This is a genomic window from Clostridium sp. C2-6-12, assembly GCF_009928485.1.
Taxonomy (GTDB): domain Bacteria; phylum Bacillota; class Clostridia; order Clostridiales; family Clostridiaceae; genus Clostridium.
On sequence record NZ_JAABNP010000010.1, the window covers coordinates 82,898 to 100,729 of the forward strand.

A 17,832-nucleotide genomic window follows, 5' to 3' on the forward strand; every position below is an offset into this window, starting at 1 on the left:
CTCTTCATTTATTTCATATTAGGAAATCCTATTTGTCTTAAAGCTTCATAAGCGACTATTGCAACTGTATTTGATAAATTTAAACTTCTAGTACTTGTTTTTACCATAGGAACTCTAAGTCCGGTATGTTGATTATGAACTTCCTCTGGAACTCCGCTTGTTTCTCTTCCAAACATTATAAAATCTCCAGATTCAAATGAAATTTCATCAAAGTGTGTTCCACCATGTGTTGTTGCTAAATAGATTTTCTTATCACCATATTTTTTCATAAAATCTTCATAGCTTTCATGTATTTCTAGGTTCAAATCCTTCCAATAATCTAAGCCAGCTCTTTTCACCTGCTTTTCATTTATATCAAAACCCAATGGCTTTATTAAATGCAATTTACTATCTGTAAGAACGCAAGTTCTCGCAATATTCCCAGTATTTTGAGGGATTTCAGGGTTATATAATACTATATTTAAATTCAAAACTCCACCTTCTCCTATTTCATAAAAATTGTCTGCTTACATTCTAAAATTATACTATATGGTTCAGAACAAGTCAAAAATATTGACTCTTGAGTATAGTAAATATTTAATTGATTGGAAATTCAAAGCATATTTTCTTTAATTGATACTATAACCTTCTTAAAGAAAATATGCTTTTATGATATATATAATCATTTAATTTTTAGTTAAATTTATTCTTTATTGAACTGGTGATTGTTTTACTGGTGGCGGAGTAACTGCTGGTTTAGATGCTGCAGTAACTGGTGGCACTATTGTCGGAGTTTGCTCAGGCGTTGTAGTTGATGGTGTAGCAGATTGGGTTCCTTGTCTAACTATAATTCCAACACTTGCATAACTATCTGTTGCTACAATCTCTCTCTTTACTTCCACTCCATTTTCATACGTAATCTGATATGATCTTGCTTTATACCCTGTCATTCCATTCCCATCTTTTTCTTCTTTCCCTACTGGTAAAGTATTATCGGGTACTACTTTAGTTTCTGGAGGTATAGTTTCAAGTATTTCATTTGCCATATCATATGTTTTCCCATTTAATGCAGTAGGATCACCATATATTGTATAAGTAACAACCTTTCCTGCCGTTGTTCCTTTAATGTAAATTGGAAAATCATAAACATTTTTGAACTTATAATCTAAATATCCATATGAAACTGTTGCATCAAGACCTGGCTGTGCATAACCAACTACCATTGAATGGTTTGTTCTTTCTGCAGATCTTAAATTCGCCTTCATTGCTGCTCTATAAAGAGTTGTTGATACCTGACAAATTCCTCCGCCAATACCTGGTTCTACTTTATTTCCTACATATGTTCCTGCTTCTTGGTAACCTCTTTCTACTGTTCTAGGACCTACAACATCATTGAAACTAAAAGTCTCTCCTGGCATAATTATAGTGCCATCTAATGCTTTTGTTGCTATTTCTATGTTATTACATCTTCCTGGTGCTGATGTAGAATAATTTGTTGAAAAAGTACCCATTATTCCTTTAATTTTTGATAAAGCTTCTTTTGTAACTCTTGGCTTAGTTGTTTCTACATCTAATGTTAGTTTATTATCAGAATTAACATCACCATTTATATTTTCTTTAAGTTTTTGATCTAATGTTTCTAAATTTACTGTTTTTCCTTCTATTTCTGGCTTAATTGAAATATTATTTCCATTTATACTAATCGAAGCATCTTTTGCAGCTTGAGCAACCTCTTTTTGCAATTTCACCTCATATTCTTTTAACTTTTCTTCATTATAAGAAAAATCTAAGGGTATTATATTCTTATTATTCTCCCCATTTTTTATAGTCCTATACTTTTTAAAAGTTCCGTCATCTCTTCCAAAACTGTAAGCTTTTTCTACTGTTGTATCTATATCATATTTAGGCATTATATCTGAATAAATAAGTTCGTATTGCTTGTCCCCTATTGATATAGGTAATTTTTTCTTACCGATAGCATCAGTAAAGCTTTCAGCAAGCTTATTTGTAGCTTCTTCTTTAGTCATGCCTCCAAGATTTACATCTTGTACAGTTACCCCTGGATATATTTTATCATCCCACTCTTTAGTTATACCCTTTATTGATACTGAATATGCAATCATAGATGCAATAGTTATTACTATGAACGCTGATACAGCTAAAGTGATTTTCTTTCGTTTGTTAGCAGCTTTTCTAGCTGCTAGTTTTCTTTTTCCAGTACCTTTTTCCACTCGTTCTTCTCCTTTCAAAAAATTTTGTATTTCGGCAATCTAAAATTCTTATATATAGTATAATATTATTCCTTTTAGACACTATATTGATTATAATTTACATTATTCCTAAATTGTCATCAATATTTCCATTATATCATATTCCAACTATTATATGATACTACATTATATTATACAAAGTTGGAATATGATTTGAGTCCTATTTTTATAAATTTACTTTTGCTCGTGTTTTCGAAGTTTCTCCATCGTAATCAAAGGCTTCAATTGAAACTTCCACAGGTACATTCTTTGCTAATTTAATTTTATTTTTAGATATTAGATAATTTGTCGCATTTTCGTCTACTGTACCAACCCATTCTTTATTTAAAAATATATTATATCCTAATAAATCTGCATCTTTGTTTTTATTCCAAGATACATATATACTTCCGTCTTGGAATCTAGCTTCTAATCCAGTTACAACATCTGGTTGAGTAAGTAAATCTATGTTGTTTGGTCCCCAGTTTGCATCTACAGGATTTCCAACACCTTGAACTATTTGATCTTCACTATATTGCCAAATCCTCCACCTTGTCCATCCCCCAACATTAGGCGGAAATTTAGGATTAATAGGAATTTTGGTATACATAGCTATCCATAGCGGCATATCTTTTAGTGGATATCCACGCCCTGCTATATAAAAGTTATCGTATAGTTCTATAAAATTTGTACCTGTATAAATCATTAGCCTTCTTCGTGTTTTTCTTTCAAACCTTTTTCTAAATCTATCAATCCAGTCAATCAATACTCTTGTAGGTATTGATTTATCTAATGGTGCTTCTACATCTATAACTGGAAATAAATCTCCATAATCATTTTTCCCAAAACCTTGCTGCAATGCATCAATAAAATCATCACATTGTCTATCCGCATCAGTTAAATCATAGGATGGTAACGAAAAGTGATATGCTCCTACTGGAATTCCATAATTTCTGCTGGCTGCTGCAAATTCTACAAATTTTCTATCTAATCTAAATCTTCCTGTTGCAGAACCAGAAGCTCTTAAATACAAGAAATCTACTTTCGTTGCTAAAACATCAAATTGAACACTTTGAGTATACTCATTTATATCTACTCCAAAACGACTGTTAGGATTTTTGTCTTGCATATTTCCTCCAAATAAAAATACTTCTCTAATATAAATATTAAATTATATAAAAAAAAGTACCTATAATTAATAAATTAATTATAGGTTTAATTGTACATAAAAGCTTATATTGTCCCCTATTGATTCAGCCCATATCTTACCTTCATGTAATTCAACTATATTTTTAGAAATTGCAAGTCCAAGACCTGAACCACCTGTATTAGTATTTCTTGATTCATCCAATCTATAAAATCTATCAAATAGCTTTTCTGTTTTTTCTTTTGATAAATGATCTCCTTTATTTCTAAATACCACAATAGCAGTATTATCTTTTTCATATAATCCAATTAATATTTCACCTGGTTTATATGAGTATTTTATTGCATTAGTTATTAGATTTTCAAAGACTCTCAACATTTTTAATGTATCTATTACAACAGATATTTTCTCCGATTCGAATTTTTTATAAACCGTCAAATTATTTTCATCAAGCATTGGTGTTAATTCTTCTATTAATTGGGATAAAAATTCTGCTAAATTAATCTTAGTTTTATTTAGAGTAATTCCATTATTATTTAGCTTTGTATATTCAAATAAGTCTTCAATCAGTAGTTTCAATCTTTCTGCTTTACTAAAGGCTATATTTAAATATTCTTTCATTTCCTCTTCATCTTTATATCTATGCTGAATTACAAGCCCCAAATACCCCATTACAGAAGTTAAAGGCGTCCTTAGATCATGAGACACATTAGTTATTAAATCTGTCTTTGTTTTTTCTGCATCTCTTTCAGCATTAATTTTCTGCCCTATTTCTTTAGCCATATAATTTATATTATAAGCAATATTCTTAATTTCATCTGTTCCTTTTTCCTTAATTCTGTAATTTAGATTTCCACTTGCTATTATCTTAAGACCTGTTGCAATTTCATCTAAATATTTCATTTTACTATTAGTTATAACGACAAAGGAAACAATAAAAACTATAACAGTAAGAAGTAATGCTAAAGAAGAATTCGAAGTATTAACAACATTATATGTTATAGTTGCTTCAGGAATCTTGGAATATATTAAATAAATTCTCTCTTCTCCTATCTTTAACGGCATTATATAGTTTTTTTCCTTAGCAACACTAACTTTCTCATAGTCAGCATTTGTCATAGCACTTTTTAGTGCACTATATATATCTATATTTTCTTCAACAACATTTGAAGTCTTATATAATATTTTCCCATCCAAATCAGTTATATAACTTTTTTCACCATTTGATACACTGGATAAAATCTTTTGTATTTTATCTTTATCCTTTATTGACAAGTTTTTTTCTGATTCAATTTGCTTTGCTAAATCACCAGCTACTCTTTCACTTGAATCATAATCATACTTGATTTGTGGTTCATTATATTCTCGTTTTAAAATATTATTGGTAAAACTATAAAAGATAAATGATATCAGAAAGCATATTCCAATAACCATCATAAGTTCAAATCTAATACTCTTTTCAATTTTCTCTTTTACATAACTGACAAAATCCTCAATAAACATTAATATTGGCGAGCTAATTTTTTTACTTAAATTAACCTTATTTTTTCCGTTGTTACTTTTCAATTTTGTATCCTACCCCCCAAACTGTTTTTATAAATCTAGGATTTCTTGGATCCTCCTCTATTTTTTCTCTTATTTTTCTTATATGAACCATTACAGTATTATCTGAAGTCATGAATTCTTGATTCCAAACACTTTCATAAATATTTTCTATAGAAAAAACTTTCCCCCTACTTTTTGCAAGTAGTGATAAAATATCAAATTCAGTAGGTGTTAATTTTAACAAATTATCGCCCAAAGTAACTTCGTGAGTTTCCAAATTTATTGTCAAATCATCTATGTGTATTACATTATTATTTTCTTCTGATACTTCTGCTTTTTTTCCAAACTTATAAAATCTTCTAAGCTGAGATTTTACTCTTGCAACAAGTTCTAATGGATTAAATGGCTTTGTTAAATAATCATCTGCTCCCATATTAAGTCCTAAAATCTTATCAATATCTTCACTTTTAGCAGATAACATTATAATAGGCATTTCCTTCATTTCTCTTATTTTTAAACATGTTTCTATTCCATTTAGATTAGGCATCATTACATCTAAAATTATTAAATCTACTTCATTCTTTTGAATAATTTCAATAGATTCTAATCCATCACAAGCCTTTATAGTATTGTATCCATCACCTTTAAGATATATATCAACTAAATCTCTTATTTCCTTTTCATCATCAACAATTAAAATAGTTCCCTTTTCCAAAAAAGTCATCTCCTCTAAAATTTATTCTGATTAAATTCTACTATAAATTTATTTTAACTGAAATACCTTAATAAATTTACTAACAGTTCTTAATATTTTCTAAATTATATTACCAAGTATGTTTTACCTTATCTCTGAAAACTTAATCCACGTTTTCTTATTATATAAATCTTCAAAAATATAAGATTATAGAATAACCAATTCCATAATCTTATATACAATAAATCTAATTAAAAAATTCTGAAGTAAAAGTGAGAGTTCAAATTTTACGTTAGGAAACATGAACTTTCTATTTGGAATTTCTTCATTCAAATCATAATTTCTAACTTACAAATTATTAACTAATTGAAGCTTCTTCCCATTCTTCATAAAGTTTTTCTATATTTTCTTCAAGAGCTTTTATTTCCTTATTTACTCTTTCACTTTCCGCTGGATTGGAATAAATCTCTTCTCTGCAAAGATCCTCTTGCAATTTTTGAAGCATTTCTTCGCTTTTGCTTATCCTATTTTCTATTTCCTTAATTTCATTTTGTTTCGCTTTAGCTTCTTTATCTAAAGCTTTTTTCTTTTTCTTTTCTTCATTTAACTGAGTTTTAGTTTTTCCTGTTGCCAAACTTTCATAAGTTTCGAATCTTTGCGGATTCTTTTTCTTTTCCATATAATAAGTGTAATTACCTAGATATTCGCTTGCACCATCTTCCTGCAATTCTAATATTCTGTTAATCACTTTATTTAAAAAATATCTATCATGGGAAATTACGATCAAAGTACCATCATAGCTTAATATTGCTTCTTCAAGTGCTTCTCTTGATGGAATATCAAGATGATTTGTAGGTTCGTCTAAAAGAAGGAGATTTGATTGAGATAACATTAATTTCAATAAATTTATTCTGCACTTTTCTCCACCGCTAAGTTTATTTATTTCTTTGAAGACATCATCACCTCTAAATAAAAAAGACCCTAAATATCCTCTTAATTGACTTGTGGTTAATTCCGGAAAATCATCCCATACTTCATCCAATATTGTTTTATCTAAATTAAGATTTGATTGCTCTTGATCATAATATCCAACATTAACATTTACTCCAAGCACCTTTACACCAGAATCACTCTTGATTTTATCCATTATTATATTAAATAATGTTGTTTTACCACGCCCATTTTCACCTATTAATGCTATTTTTTCTCCCCTCTTTAAGTCAAAGGATAAATCAGAAAATAATTTTTTCTCTCCATAACTCTTAGCCAATTTTTCAATATGCAACACATCATATCCACTTTTAACTGATGCTTCAAATTTAATTTTAGATGCACTTTTTTCTTTATCAGGCGCATCTAAAATTTCAATTTTATCAAGTGCTTTCTCTCTACTTTCAGCCGCTTTTATACTTTTTTCTCTATTAAAAGATCTAAATTTTTCTATTATAGCTTCTTGCCTTTTTATCTCTGCTTGTTGAAGATTGTAAGCTTTTAATTTTGCTTCTTGATCTTTTTTCATTAGATCTAAAGCTTTAGTATAAAAAGCATTATAGCAATTCACATGTCCATTTATAACTTGAAAAGTAGCTGTTGTTACTGAATCTAAGAAAAATCTATCATGGGAAATTACTATTACAGTTCCTTTATAAGTTTTTAAATATTCTTCAAGCCATTCTATAGCTTCTAAATCCAAGTGGTTTGTAGGCTCATCAAGTAATAAAATATCAGGATTTAAAAGTAATAACTTACAAAGTGCAACTCTAGTTTTTTGACCTCCGCTTAATGTAGAAATTAATTTATTAAAATCCTCTTCTACAAAGCCAAGACCCTTAATTACACGTGATATTTCACCCTTGTAAGTATATCCGCCTCTGTTTTGATATAAATCCTGGGCTGTACCATAATCTTTTATGATCTTTTCATGATAAGCAGCATTATTTTCATCATAGGGTTCATTCATCTTTACTTCTAGCTCTAAAATCTTCTTTTCCAAATTTATAAGATCTTGAAATACAAGCAACATTTCATCATAAATAGTATTAGTTGATTCTAAGGCTAAGTGCTGAGCAAGATATCCTAAAGATTTATTTCTATCTATAAAAATTTCTCCATCATCTTGGGAAATTTCTTTTGAAAGTATCTTAAACAAGGTTGTTTTTCCTTCACCATTTGAACCAATTATTCCAACTTTGTCTCCCTCATTAATTGAAAATGTTATATCCTTTAAAATAGTATTTATTCCATAACTTTTACATATGTTTTTACAACTTAAGACTATCATTTTTTATCCTCCAGTAGTTTAACTGAAAACCCAAACATCATTTTTCAACATAAAGATATCCTTCTTTCATGTTTAAATAATATTTCTATCCCTTATTAATTTATCATGCACTAAAAAAGTTCAGTCTTACACTTAACAATTTCGTGATTATTTTTAATATACACATTTTTATATGTATGGATTCTCTGAAATTCTAAAATAATTATACTATTTAATATGGTTTATAGCAATTTAACCTTACCTATATAGTTCTGCACCTTTTTATTGCCTTTGAAGCTTTTGATTAAATAATAATTTTATTTAAAGTCACTAGCCTATTAATTATATGCTAATAGATAAAATTTGGATTATTTTTTATTTTGATTTATAATTAAATTATAGTATTATCAGGAGGAAAGAAATGATTTTAAATAATGATAAAATTAGTTTTGCCAAAAAGAAAAAACAACTAAAGGAAAAGGAATTATTTTCATCAGCCTTTGATTTGTTTCTTGAGCAAGGAATAGAAAAAACTTCAATTGACGATATTGCAAAAAATGCTGGTGTTGCAAAAGGCACTTTTTATTTATATTTTAGTGATAAATATGATATTTTAAATAAGTTAATTCTTCAAAAGAGCAATGAAATAATTAAAGAAGGTTTATTCAAGACAAACAGCTTAGGAAGCGAAGATTTTAAAGAAAGAACTTTATTTTTTATAGATTACATAATAAACTATTTAAAGGATAATGTATCACTATTAAAACTTATAAATAAAAATATATCTTGGGGGTTATACAGAAAAGCAATAATGACTCCTGCTGAATATGATGATGTAAAAAGAGTTTTAGATATATTCATAAAAAACTTAACTAATGAAGGTATGAAAAAAGAAGAAGCTGAAATGACTTTATTTATGATTATCGAACTTGTAGGAAGTATTTGTTTTACAACTATAATCTTAAAAGAACCTACTGACATAGACAGTATAAAACCAGTATTATTTAAAAAGATTTTAGCTATGATAACAGTTTAAAATATCTCAAAATATACTTTTTATTATAAATTAGCACCTAAAAGATTTTTATTTACACATTACTTAAAATCTCTTAGGTGCTTTATATTTTCATGTGCTTATTAATTATTATTCCAATATATAATATTATTTTTCTTGTTTCCCCTAAATAATATAAAACATAAATATATAGTACAAGTTTAATTAGGTAAGAATATAATTGCTGACTGATTCACACTAAATATGTTCTTAGAATAATATATATTGGAGGAGATGCATATGAAGATAAAAAATAAAAAGGACATCAAAGATCTATTTATTGGATTAGATGAAAAAGTTTTTACTTCTGATGGACACCGCGTAAATACAATAAACTTTGATAATGCTGCTACTACTCCGCCTATTAAGTCAAGTATTGAATATATAAAAAAATTAAGCAATACTTATGCATCCATAGGAAGGGGTACTGGCCAAAAAGCAGAAATTACAACTAATTTATATAAAGAATCCAAAATTTTTTTGATGAATTTTTTCAATATAAAGGATGTAGAAAAATACGTTGTTATTTATGTCAACAATACTACTGAAGGCATAAATAAATTAGCAAAAACTCTTATTAAAAAACAAGACGATATTGTTTTGACTTCAAGAATGGAGCATCACTCAAATGATTTACCCTGGAGAAACAGGGGAAAAGTAGAATATATTGATGTAGATGAAAATGGTAGACTAATAATAGAAGACTTAGAGAAAAAATTAAAAGAAAATTACGGTAAAATTAAATATGTATCTCTTACTGGAGCCTCTAATGTAACAGGTTATATAAATGACATTCATCTTATAGCAAGAATAGTTCATAAATATAACTGTAAATTAATTATAGATGGTGCACAGCTTGTACCTCACAGAAAAGTAGATATTAGTGGAAAATCAGAGGATGAACAAATAGATTTTTTAGTATTTTCATCTCATAAAATTTATTCTCCTTTTGGGGTTGGTGTAATAATAGGTTTAAAAGAAGATTTTATAGATGTTGATCCAGATTATTTTGGTGGTGGAACTGTTGATTTAGTACTTGATAATGAACTCACCTATCTTCCTCCACCTGAAAAAAATGAAGCTGGAACCCAAAATTTTTTAGGAGTAATGGCTTTGGTTAATTCTTTAAGAGTTATAAATGCTGTTGGATATGATTATATAGAAAAACATGAAAATATTCTTTTAACTCATATAATACAGGGATTAAAAAGCATTCCTAAAATAATTAATTATGGTGACGCTGAAAATTTTGAAGACAGATTAGGAATTACAACTTTCAATATAGAAAATATGTATCATCATGATGTTGCTCAAATTCTAGCAAATAAAAAAGGAATTTCTGTAAGACACGGTTGGTTTTGTGCTCATCCCTATTGCAGAAGACTTATGAATGCTACTGAAGCTGAAGCAAAAGAGTTTCTCACAAACCCTGAAAAAAAGATGTTAGGTATGGTAAGAGTAAGCTTTGCCTTGTATAATTCACTTGATGAGGTGAATATATTCTTAAATATTATAGAAGATATCTGTCTTGGTAAAATGAATTTGTAATTTATATTTCAGGCCTAACAATGGATAGGACAATATTATTTAATCATAATTTTATGGGATGTATATAATTTGAATATTTAATTCTTATTATATACATCCCATATTTTTATTTGAAAACATATTAGGCAATTTATTTATTGATTAATCAAATACTAATTTATACTCTTTAGTTAAATACTTTAAATTTAGGAAGATTTCCTTCAAAATTTAATTTTGGCATATCCTTTATTAATGGTTCGAAATAAGAATGAGCTTTTTCATTGACAAAATTACCTTCTGAATTAATCCATTCTGTAGGAAAATATCTTACATTATTAGCTACCTTATCTGCTTCAATTAAAGAATATTCAGCATCATAAGGCTCATTACATTTTCTAATAATACATACCATTTTCCCTGTTTCACCTTCTGCTGCATATCTTAAGGCCATTTTTCCTGCTTCGTATGCTTCTGTTAAATCTGTATCCGAAGCACAATGCATTGCACAACGTTGAAGAATTCCAAGTTCTAATGCTTTTACTCTAGTTGTAAATCCTTGTTCAAGAATTAGCATCCTTAAATAATTTGAAACCCCTCCTAATTGAGCATGTCCGAATGTATCTTGAGATACGCACTCAAACTCAGAGACAAATTTTCCTTCTTTATCTCTTATTCCTTCAGAGACTATTATGAAAACTTTATTTTGTTCTTCAAATTTTTCTTTAACATCTTTTAAAAACTTATCTTTATCAAATGTTGCTTCTGGAAGATATATAAAGTCAGCAACAGGTTTATTATCTAATTTCGCAATACATGCTGAAGCCGCAAGCCATCCAGTATCTCTTCCCATAGTTTCTAGGATGAATATACCATTATTAATATATACTGATGCATCTAAGTAAGTTTCTAGCGCTGTTGTTCCTATAAACTTTGCTGCACTTCCAAAACCAGGAGTATGATCAGTAAATTTTAAATCATTATCTATAGTTTTAGGAATTCCCATAAATGTTATATCTATATTATTATGTTTTGCATATCTAGAAAGCTTTGCAATAGTATCCATTGAATCATTTCCACCGACATAAAAAAATGTTTTTATATCATATTCTTTAAGAATACTTATTAGTTTTTCATATTCTTCACTACACGAATCTATATCTTTTAATTTATATCTGCAAGACCCTAGTCCTGAAGATGGTGTAAACCTAAAGTTGTTAATTTCTTCATCAGAAACTGATGATAAATCAATTATATTTTTATTTAATATTCCCTCAATCCCATTTAAACCACCATATACTTTTTCAAAAGTTTTTAGTTCTTTATTAGCATGTATTAATCCTACTACACTCGAATTAATAACTGATGTTGGACCACCAGATTGAGCTATTATACAATTAGACATGAAATTCCCTCCTTGTTTGCTACACTAAACTCATTAAATATGATATACTTTTTCTTATTAGTAATACACTATTTAATAATATACACTAAAAAAAGTATTTAATAAAGACTTTTTTTAATTTTTATGTGTATTAATAAAAACTTTTTTAATGTAGTATAACCCTCTTCTAACAGAAATATATTTTTATATACACAAATTTATTGTTTAGAGAGGTACTGAAATGAATATATATGATGTTGTAATAATAGGAATTGCACTAGCTATGGATGCCTTTGGAGTAACCTTGGGAATTGGAATAAATCCAATTCTTAATAAAAAACATAAGATAAAATTTATATTATCTTTTGCATTTTTTCAGTTTTTATTTACATATGCAGGAGGAATTTTAGGATATTTGTTTGATACCTACATTGCAAGTATATCTTCTATTGCTGGTGGAATTATTATTTCAATTGTGGGAATACTTATCATAATAGACAGCTTTAAAGAAAAAGAAAATGAAATTTTAATAAAAAACAGTACTTGTCTTATTCTTGGAATCTCAGTCAGCATAGATGCACTGGTAATTGGTTTTACCGTATTCCATGAAATTTCTTATAAATTATTGCTTTGCATTAATTCTATTTTAGTTGGGCTTATAACTCTATTTATCTGCACCTTAGGTTTTATTCTCTGTAAATATATAAAGAAGATAAAATTTGTAACTGAATACTCAAATTTTTTAGCTGGTTTTATTCTGATTTTTTTTGGTTTAAAAATGATATTTTTTTAATGAGCTTATGGATGTATGATATAATATACTTAATATTTAGTTGTTAGGGGATATAAAAATGGAACCAATAGAAATTCTTAAAGAAAAAAATATTAAAGTTACTAAAGGAAGAATTGAAATTTTAAATATATTAAAAAATTCTGAAACTAGTTTATCTGCCGAAAAAATCCATCAAATTTATAGATGTAATGACATAAATATTAATTTAAGTACTGTATACAGAACATTAGAATTATTTGAAGAAAAAGAGCTCATAGAAAAAATTACTCTTAATGATGGAGTATTTTCATATAAATTAAAAGGAAAAACACATAGACACCATTTAGAGTGTGACATCTGCCATAAGGAAGTTGAAATTCCATGCCCTATGCTTCAAATTCAGGAAATTGTTCAAAATTCAACAGGATTTACTTTGACAGATCATGACTTAGTCATGAAGGGAATATGTAAGGATTGCAAAAAGAAAAAATAGCTTTTTAAGCTAGACGTTAGACAAATATTAGTTCTAACGTTTTTTTCATAAATAAAGAATGACCTCTAATCAAAAATTTGAAAAGAGGTCATTCTTTATAATTAAATTTATTTTATTAATTTTAAATGATCTTGTATATAATATATACTGGAAAATACAGCCATAACTAGCTTAAACTTATCTAGTTAATTTCATAGAATCCTCTATTATCATATCTATCAATTTAGAAAAACTTATATTTAAAGCCGCTGCACTCTTAGGAATCAAACTATTTTTAGTCATTCCCGGAAGTGTATTAACTTCTAAGATATATGGTATTCCTTCCTCTGTAACTATCATATCAACTCTAGAGTAAACTTCACATTTCAAAGCCTTATAAGTTTCTAATGCCATATTCTCAACTTCTTCATGTAAAGTCTTTTCTAATTCTACTACAATTTCCTCTGCTCCCCCATCTTGATATTTTGAAGCAAAATCAAAGAATTCAGATTTAGGTTTTATTGCAATTACAGGTAGCATTTTATCTCCATAAACAGGACATGTTATTTCATCACCTTTTATAAATTTTTCTATCATAACTTCATTATCCCATTTAAAAGCTTCTTTAACACAACCTTCAATATCCTTTTCTTCTTTTACAATAAAAGTAGCAACACTTGATCCACCATGAGTTGGTTTAACTACAACTGGATATCCTAGCTCATTTATTTTGTTAAAATCTAACTTATCATCTTTTCTTAAATTAATCCAAGGAGCTGTCCTAATTCCTGCTGCCCCTAAAATAGATTTAGATACATCTTTGTCCATGCACATAGCACTACTTAGAGGACCACAGCCCGAATATGGTATTCCTAGTGTTTGAAGCACTGATTGAACAGTACCATCTTCACCAAATTGACCATGCAATGCTAAAAGAGCAAAATCTATTCCTTTAGTTTTTGTTATTATGTCTTCTTTTTTATCTATAACTACTGGTATTACCTCATATTTATTCTTATTTATATTTTCAATTATTGAATTTCCACTTTTTAATGATATTTCTCTTTCTGATGATATACCACCCATTATTACTCCAATTTTCATGAATAACCTCCAAATGCTTTATTAATTAATTCTATATTTATTTTAATAAATTTGACAACACATTAAAAGAACCACTAAGTATTCAAATAATCTTACCCGTGGTTCAATTAATTACTATTATTACTTACTATAGTTCTTCAAATTACTATTTCGTCTTATTTTCGTATTTACATAAATCATTTAATGGGCATACCCCACATTTAGGCTTTCTCGCAATACAGCATCTTCTTCCATGAAATATTAAAAGATGATGCATAAGCGTCCACTCTTTTTTAGGTAATTCTTTTTGAAGCTGCATTTCCACTTCTAGAACATTTTCCGAATTTGCAAGTCCTAGCCTGTTAGATACTCTAAATACATGGGTATCAACTGCAATAGAAGGAACATTGAAAGCATTAGATAAAACCACATTGGCTGTTTTTCTGCCTGCACCAGCAAGTGATACTATCCCCTCCATAGTTTGTGGTACTTCTCCATTGAATTTTTCCTTAAGCTGTCTAAACATAAGTATTAAGTTTTTCGATTTATTTCTATATAAACCAATTTGCTTTATTCTTTCCTCAAGTTGTTCATTTGTTATAGTTAAAAATGCATCTAAATCCGGATACTCTTTAAATAAATCTTTTGTAACCTCATTTACCTTTTTATCTGTTGTTTGTGCTGACAATATTGTAGCTATTAGTAATTGAAGAGGTGTTTCAAAATTCAATTCACACTTTGCATCAGGATATGCTTCTTTCAAAAGTTCTACAATTTTCTTTGTCTTAGCTTTCATCTCTTTTATTTGCTCCTTATTTATAAATTCCCCTATACTCTTCTGGCACCAGATTTGCTATTCTTCTCATTAATATGTTCATACACTTATTATCATATTCATGTCTATCTTCATCTTTATCCTTTACAGGAAATTCAATCTTATCTCCTATATTTATAACAATCTCTGCTGGATGCCATTTTTCAGCCCCCATATCTCCTTCCTTGCTTATAGGCAATAATATATCGGTTCCTGACATACCAATGGGGATTATTTCCGCCTTTGCCATTCTAGCAAATAATAATATCCCTTTTTTACCTTCTATCAATCCACCCGTTCTGCTTCTAGTTCCTTCTGGAAATATTAAAATATCCTCTCCACTCTTAAGAGCTTTTACAGCATTTGTAATTGCTTCCTTATCTGCTGAACCAGGTTTAATTGGTATATTTTTAACTATTTGAGTCCCTAGCCTAGTTATTGGATCATCTGATAATTTTACTCCTGCCATAAAAAAGGGATCACTTTTTTCTTTTAAAATTTTTGATAAAACCAATCCATCAGAATTACTCAAATGATTACATACAAATATTCTTGGTCTCTTAACATCATCAATTTTATCTATTCCATAAACTTTTATTTTTGCATACTTCCTCAAATAATTAGCAACTATTTTTTGAGCGATTTTTATAACAAACCCCTCAGGTAATCTTTTTATAATTGCTATTGCAATTGGTGATAACATATGCTTTTCCCAACCTTTCCAATAATAACTTTCTATGTTCTTACTATTCACTATTTCAAATTATATAAATTTCCTATTTTTATATAAAAACAATAAAATTGTATTTTCTTATAATATCAATATACATTATATATTTTTTCATATACCTATGCAAATTCTTCATATGCTTATATGCACTTAATATATAATTATTAATATTTATTCCCTATACATTGAAAAAGTATGAAAATTAACCACTATAGTGAAATTTTCATACTCATTTCTTAATAATTATAATGCATCTTGTAACTTTTCATCTAATAACTGAAATACAAATTTAAAATTTTTTGACTTAATAAAACTTCTATAATCAATACTACTGAACTCATCTTTACAAGCAAATAATAATACCTCATCCTTACAGCTTTAATATAACACTAAATAACCATATCATTGAATATTTTCTTTTTGCGACCTTTTATATCACTTATTTCAATTATAGTCGCTGCTTTTTGTGCCCTTACTATATTTTTAGCTGGACTTCCTACAGCTGTTGCTTTTGCTGGTACATTTTTTACAACTACAGCATTAGCTCCTATCTTAGCTCCTTCTCCCACAGTAATAGGCCCAAGCACCTTTGCTCCTGTTCCTATTAGCACATTATTTTCTATAGTAGGATGTCTTTTTCCTATATCCTTTCCTGTTCCTCCTAATGTTACTCCATGATATAACGTAACATTATCTCCAACTTCAGCAGTTTCTCCAATTACTACTCCCATTCCATGGTCAATAAATAACCCTTTTCCTATTTTAGCTCCTGGATGAATTTCAATTCCAGTGAAAAATCTAGATACTTGAGAAACTAACCTAGCTAAGAATAATCTCTTCTTCAAATAAAGAAAATGAGCTATTCTATATGCTATCATTGCATGTATACATGGGTATAGCAATAACACTTCTATTTTACTTGTAGCTGCTGGATCTTCATTTAAAATTCTTTGTAAATCATAATTTAATCTTTTAAACACAGCTTATTCTCCTTTTTAATAGTTTCAGTAGAATTCTTTTAATTAATTATTAATCATAAAGTCCCATTGATATATATTTTTCTCCTCCATCTGGAGCAACAGCTAATACTTTTTTACCTTTACCGAGTATTTTTGCTAATTGGATAGCGGCATATATTGCTGCTCCTGACGATATTCCAACTAATACTCCTTCAGTTTCACCAAAAGCTTTTGCTGTTTTGAAGGCATCTTCATCTTTTACTTTAATAATTTCATCTACATGTTCTTTTTCAAAAATTCCTGGAACAAACCCTGCTCCAATACCTTGAATTTTATGTCCCCCTGGATTTCCACCACTTAATACAGGTGAATTATATGGTTCAACAGCAACTGCTTTAATATTAGGGTTTTTCTTCTTTAAATTTTTAGATAAACCAATTACTGTCCCACCACTTCCAACTCCTGCAACAAATGCATCTAAATCTGGAATGTCTTTATATATTTCTTCTGCTGTTGTTTCATAATGCTTTTCTGGATTTGCTATATTTTCAAATTGTTGAGGAATAAAATATCCTTCCTGACTTCCTATTTCTGTTGCTTTCTCTATAGCACCTTTCATTCCTTTTGAACCATCTGTAAGAATAAGTTCTGCTCCATAAGCTTTAATTAAATCTCTTCTTTCTTTACTCATTGTTTCAGGCATAATAATAATAACTTTATATCCCTTTAATCTTCCTACAAGTGCAAGCCCTATTCCTGTATTTCCACTAGTTGGTTCTACTATTGTTATTCCAGGCTTTAATACACCTTCTTTTTCTGCTCTTTCTATCATTCCAAGTGCAGCTCTATCTTTAACACTTCCACCTAAATTAAATTTTTCAAGCTTCACATATACATCTGCCATATTTTCATCTTTGATTAAGTTGTTTACCTTTAAAATTGGTGTATTACCTATTAGTTCTAATCCTCCATTATAAATCATAATATTCTCCTCCTCAAAAATTTATACAATATTTTATTATTTTTTATTCTTAGTTTTAGTATTATTTTTATACTCCCTAAATATATCAGTTCTAATAAGCTAAATGATAATTATATACACATATATTTTTAATATTACATAATAGTTTAGAACTTAAAATATAACAAAAAAACTTCATCTTCTA

The 17,832-nt window shown here is 28.4% G+C and carries 16 protein-coding genes; 4 read left to right on the forward strand and 12 right to left on the reverse strand.

Annotated features, from left to right (window positions below; all coding sequences use genetic code 11):
• Positions 1-8: 8 nt before the first annotated feature.
• The 6 genes from GXK56_RS10305 to GXK56_RS10330 all read right to left on the reverse strand — a co-directional run bounded on the left by GXK56_RS10305 (position 9) and on the right by GXK56_RS10330 (position 7,895).
• A complete protein-coding gene (locus GXK56_RS10305; RefSeq protein WP_160687378.1) occupies positions 9-470 on the reverse strand; it encodes a tRNA (cytidine(34)-2'-O)-methyltransferase in 462 nt (153 codons plus the stop codon).
• Positions 471-689: 219 nt separating this feature from the next.
• Positions 690-2,210 (reverse strand): VanW family protein, encoded by a 1,521-nt coding sequence (locus GXK56_RS10310; protein ID WP_160687379.1) that lies wholly within the window; start codon positions 2,208-2,210, stop codon positions 690-692.
• A 205-nt stretch (positions 2,211-2,415) separates the two neighbouring features.
• A complete protein-coding gene (locus GXK56_RS10315; protein WP_160687380.1) occupies positions 2,416-3,357 on the reverse strand; it encodes a glycoside hydrolase family 25 protein in 942 nt (313 codons plus the stop codon).
• A 78-nt stretch (positions 3,358-3,435) separates the two neighbouring features.
• A complete protein-coding gene (locus GXK56_RS10320) occupies positions 3,436-4,941 on the reverse strand; it encodes a HAMP domain-containing sensor histidine kinase (RefSeq protein WP_202127857.1) in 1,506 nt (501 codons plus the stop codon).
• Entirely contained in the window at positions 4,931-5,635 is a 705-nt protein-coding gene (locus GXK56_RS10325; protein WP_160687381.1) for a response regulator transcription factor, read from the reverse strand. Before GXK56_RS10325 ends, GXK56_RS10320 begins: the two co-directional genes overlap by 11 nt.
• 337 nt (positions 5,636-5,972) lie before the next feature.
• Positions 5,973-7,895, reverse strand: coding sequence for an ABC-F family ATP-binding cassette domain-containing protein (locus GXK56_RS10330; protein ID WP_160687382.1), 1,923 nt, complete (start codon positions 7,893-7,895; stop codon positions 5,973-5,975).
• Positions 7,896-8,295: 400 nt separating this feature from the next.
• Here GXK56_RS10330 and GXK56_RS10335 point away from each other — a divergent pair, with 400 nt between their 5' ends.
• Positions 8,296-8,910 carry a TetR/AcrR family transcriptional regulator gene (locus tag GXK56_RS10335; RefSeq protein ID WP_160687383.1) on the forward strand — a complete coding sequence of 205 codons (615 nt, stop codon included), beginning with the start codon at positions 8,296-8,298 and terminating at the stop codon, positions 8,908-8,910.
• 258 nt (positions 8,911-9,168) lie between these two features.
• Entirely contained in the window at positions 9,169-10,476 is a 1,308-nt protein-coding gene (locus tag GXK56_RS10340) for an aminotransferase class V-fold PLP-dependent enzyme (RefSeq protein WP_160687384.1), read from the forward strand.
• A 166-nt stretch (positions 10,477-10,642) separates the two neighbouring features.
• On the opposite strand, the gene GXK56_RS10345 is transcribed toward GXK56_RS10340, so the two are convergent.
• On the reverse strand, positions 10,643-11,857 hold the full coding sequence (locus GXK56_RS10345; RefSeq protein ID WP_160687385.1) for a 6-phosphofructokinase: 1,215 nt from the start codon (positions 11,855-11,857) through the stop codon (positions 10,643-10,645).
• 220 nt (positions 11,858-12,077) lie between these two features.
• On the opposite strand from GXK56_RS10345, the gene GXK56_RS10350 reads away from it, so the two are divergent.
• Together GXK56_RS10350 and GXK56_RS10355 are read left to right on the forward strand one after the other, a co-directional pair.
• Positions 12,078-12,629, forward strand: a complete 552-nt coding sequence (locus GXK56_RS10350; RefSeq protein ID WP_160687386.1) for a manganese efflux pump — start codon at positions 12,078-12,080, stop codon at positions 12,627-12,629.
• Positions 12,630-12,687: 58 nt separating this feature from the next.
• On the forward strand, positions 12,688-13,101 hold the full coding sequence (locus tag GXK56_RS10355; protein WP_160687387.1) for a Fur family transcriptional regulator: 414 nt from the start codon (positions 12,688-12,690) through the stop codon (positions 13,099-13,101).
• Between the two features lie 177 nt (positions 13,102-13,278).
• Here the strand turns inward: GXK56_RS10355 and GXK56_RS10360 are convergent, their stop codons facing one another.
• The 5 genes from GXK56_RS10360 to cysK all read right to left on the reverse strand — a co-directional run bounded on the left by GXK56_RS10360 (position 13,279) and on the right by cysK (position 17,648).
• The gene (locus tag GXK56_RS10360) at positions 13,279-14,184 is read right to left on the reverse strand and encodes a D-alanine--D-alanine ligase (protein ID WP_160687388.1); all 906 of its coding nucleotides are present in this window, start codon (positions 14,182-14,184) and stop codon (positions 13,279-13,281) included.
• A gap of 145 nt (positions 14,185-14,329) precedes the next feature.
• Complete coding sequence (gene nth, locus GXK56_RS10365; protein ID WP_160687389.1) at positions 14,330-14,959, reverse strand: endonuclease III; 630 nt, start codon at positions 14,957-14,959, stop codon at positions 14,330-14,332.
• A gap of 16 nt (positions 14,960-14,975) precedes the next feature.
• Positions 14,976-15,680, reverse strand: a complete 705-nt coding sequence (locus GXK56_RS10370; RefSeq protein ID WP_160687448.1) for a lysophospholipid acyltransferase family protein — start codon at positions 15,678-15,680, stop codon at positions 14,976-14,978.
• A 416-nt stretch (positions 15,681-16,096) separates the two neighbouring features.
• Positions 16,097-16,687 carry a serine O-acetyltransferase EpsC gene (gene epsC, locus GXK56_RS10375; protein WP_160687390.1) on the reverse strand — a complete coding sequence of 197 codons (591 nt, stop codon included), beginning with the start codon at positions 16,685-16,687 and terminating at the stop codon, positions 16,097-16,099.
• A gap of 49 nt (positions 16,688-16,736) precedes the next feature.
• Positions 16,737-17,648 (reverse strand): cysteine synthase A, encoded by a 912-nt coding sequence (gene cysK / locus GXK56_RS10380; RefSeq protein ID WP_160687391.1) that lies wholly within the window; start codon positions 17,646-17,648, stop codon positions 16,737-16,739.
• Between the last annotated feature and the right edge of the window lie 184 nt (positions 17,649-17,832).

Excerpts from the sequence above, each read along its gene's own strand:
- GXK56_RS10330 (WP_160687382.1), bottom strand. The coding sequence starts at position 7,895 with ATGATAGTCTTAAGTTGTAAAAACATATGTAAAAGTTATGGAATAAAT.
- GXK56_RS10360 (WP_160687388.1), bottom strand. The coding sequence starts at position 14,184 with ATGAAAATTGGAGTAATAATGGGTGGTATATCATCAGAAAGAGAAATA.
- cysK (WP_160687391.1), bottom strand. The coding sequence starts at position 17,648 with ATGATTTATAATGGAGGATTAGAACTAATAGGTAATACACCAATTTTA.
- GXK56_RS10335 (WP_160687383.1), top strand. The coding sequence starts at position 8,296 with ATGATTTTAAATAATGATAAAATTAGTTTTGCCAAAAAGAAAAAACAA.
- GXK56_RS10315 (WP_160687380.1), bottom strand. The coding sequence starts at position 3,357 with ATGCAAGACAAAAATCCTAACAGTCGTTTTGGAGTAGATATAAATGAG.
- nth (WP_160687389.1), bottom strand. The coding sequence starts at position 14,959 with ATGAAAGCTAAGACAAAGAAAATTGTAGAACTTTTGAAAGAAGCATAT.
- GXK56_RS10350 (WP_160687386.1), top strand. The coding sequence starts at position 12,078 with ATGAATATATATGATGTTGTAATAATAGGAATTGCACTAGCTATGGAT.
- GXK56_RS10345 (WP_160687385.1), bottom strand. The coding sequence starts at position 11,857 with ATGTCTAATTGTATAATAGCTCAATCTGGTGGTCCAACATCAGTTATT.
- GXK56_RS10340 (WP_160687384.1), top strand. The coding sequence starts at position 9,169 with ATGAAGATAAAAAATAAAAAGGACATCAAAGATCTATTTATTGGATTA.
- GXK56_RS10370 (WP_160687448.1), bottom strand. The coding sequence starts at position 15,680 with ATGTTATCACCAATTGCAATAGCAATTATAAAAAGATTACCTGAGGGG.
- GXK56_RS10355 (WP_160687387.1), top strand. The coding sequence starts at position 12,688 with ATGGAACCAATAGAAATTCTTAAAGAAAAAAATATTAAAGTTACTAAA.